This window comes from Peterkaempfera griseoplana, assembly GCF_001418575.1.
Classification (GTDB): domain Bacteria; phylum Actinomycetota; class Actinomycetes; order Streptomycetales; family Streptomycetaceae; genus Peterkaempfera; species Peterkaempfera griseoplana.
In genome coordinates this window covers 1-1,747 of the sequence record NZ_LIQR01000672.1, presented here as the reverse complement: position 1 = coordinate 1,747, position 1,747 = coordinate 1, and the positions used below count along the sequence as shown (strand labels likewise).

Here is a 1,747-nt window from a genome sequence, read left to right as displayed (position 1 = left end):
GCCCGGGCGGGCCGTACCACTCCCGCTCACGGTCCATCAGCAGGAAGTGCACGGGGCCGAGCAGGCAGCCGACGCCCAGCGCGGTCATGCCGACCGCGTCGCCGGCGTTGTACGGCTGGCCGGGCTTGGCGGCCAGCTGTGTGGCGACCATCAGCGCCGCCGAGACGCCGGCGAAGAAGACCACTCCCGCCCAGTCCCGCGCGCGCCTGCGGCGGACGGCCAGATAGACGGCCGGGGCGAAGGCCAGCAGGGAGCAGGAGAGCAGCGGCACCAGGGCCCAGAGCACCTTGGCCACCGGCCGCGAGGGTCCGGGAGCGGCGGGGGACGACGGGGGCTTAGCGGGCTGCCGGCCGTACATGGCTGCTCCTGGGCGGGACGGGCTGGATGGCTGAGCAGGTGCCGCGATCACCGTATCGCCCCGGACCGACGACGACCCCGGCCCCCGGGCAGCCGAAGCCAACCCGAGACCACGTGAACGCGAGAGGCTTCGTGAATCGTGTTGACCTAGTTCACAGCTTCTGCTGTCATTGACTCATCGCCCAAACGGCGCCCGCCACTCACTATCACGGGGGAGACACCCATGTCCCGCAGCATCCGCACCGCCGCCGTCCTGCTGTCCGCCGCGCTGGTCGCCGCCGGAGCCACCGCCTGTTCCAGCACCGGCAGCTCCGTCGCCACCGCTCCCAAGGCCGGCGCCGCCACCGGCGGCGACGCCGCGTCGTCGTCCGGCCAGAAGAGCCGGCAGCCGAAGAAGAAGACCGACGCCAAGGTCGGCGACACCATCTCCCTCAAGGGCATGGACACCAAGGCCGACGTCACCGTGCTGAAGGTGGTCGACCACGCCAAGGGAGCCGACGAGTTCACCACCCCGGAGAGCGGCAAGCGGTTCGTCGCCGTGCAGTTCCGGATCAGGAACACGGGCAGCAAGGCCTACAACGACAGCCCGTCCAACGGTGCCAAGGTCCTCGACACCGAGGGGCAGGGCTTCGACGCCTCGTTCTCCGACACCACCGCCGGCCCCTCGTTCCCCGGCGACGTGACCATCGCCCCCGGCGGCACGGCCAAGGGGTTCATCACCTTCGAGGTACCCAAGGGCGCCAAGCTGGACAAGGTGCAGTTCGGCCTGGACAGCGGCTTCGCCGACCAGACCGGGCAGTGGAACGTCCGCTGACCGCCCGCCTCAGGCCGCCAGGGCGGCGTGCAGCGGCAGCCAGCTCGCCCCGGGACAGCGGCGCCGCACCTCGTCCCGCTCGACCCACGCCGCCTCCACGCACTCCGACTCCGGGTGCGGCCGGGTGGGGGCACCGCGGCCGTCCAGCCGCACCGTGTAGAAGGCCATGAAGGCCAGCCGCGGATAGCCGTAGCCGGCCGGCGGATCGGCGACCAGGGTGATCCGCTGGCCACCGAGCAGCACCAGGCCGGCCGCGGGCACCACCAGGCCGGCCTCCTCGGCGAGTTCCCGGGCCGCCGCAGAGCGGGGCTCCTCACCGGGATCCAGATGCCCGCCCGGGACCTCCCAGCCGCGGCCCGGCCGGTCGACCCGGGTCAGCAGCGTCCGGTCGTCGCGGTCCACCGCCAGGACGAAACCCGTGGTGACCGTGTACCCCTCCGGGATCCCGTCGGAGAGCAGCAGATCCATCCGGTGCGGAGGGAGGATCCACGGGACGGTCACGGTGTCGATCACAGTCGAGGCCATGCCCCGATGCTCCCAGACCAGCCCGGCCCCGACCCGGCGACGCCTCCCCGC

The 1,747-nt window shown here is 72.6% G+C and carries 3 protein-coding genes; 1 reads left to right on the top strand and 2 read right to left on the bottom strand.

The window, feature by feature from the left end; genetic code table 11:
* On the bottom strand, positions 1 to 295 hold a 295-nt coding region (locus tag AOK09_RS35150), incomplete at its 3' end, for a hypothetical protein (protein ID WP_157876170.1).
* A 285-nt stretch (positions 296 to 580) separates the two neighbouring features.
* Between AOK09_RS35150 and AOK09_RS35145 the strand changes: the two genes are divergently transcribed.
* Positions 581 to 1,171 carry a DUF4352 domain-containing protein gene (locus tag AOK09_RS35145; RefSeq protein WP_055591251.1) on the top strand — a complete coding sequence of 197 codons (591 nt, stop codon included), beginning with the start codon at positions 581 to 583 and terminating at the stop codon, positions 1,169 to 1,171.
* A 9-nt stretch (positions 1,172 to 1,180) separates the two neighbouring features.
* Here AOK09_RS35145 and AOK09_RS35140 read toward each other — a convergent pair whose 3' ends face one another.
* Entirely contained in the window at positions 1,181 to 1,696 is a 516-nt protein-coding gene (locus AOK09_RS35140) for an NUDIX domain-containing protein (protein WP_055591250.1), read from the bottom strand.
* Positions 1,697 to 1,747 lie beyond the last annotated feature (51 nt).

Excerpts from the sequence above, each read along its gene's own strand:
- AOK09_RS35145 (WP_055591251.1), top strand. The coding sequence starts at position 581 with ATGTCCCGCAGCATCCGCACCGCCGCCGTCCTGCTGTCCGCCGCGCTG.
- AOK09_RS35140 (WP_055591250.1), bottom strand. The coding sequence starts at position 1,696 with ATGGCCTCGACTGTGATCGACACCGTGACCGTCCCGTGGATCCTCCCT.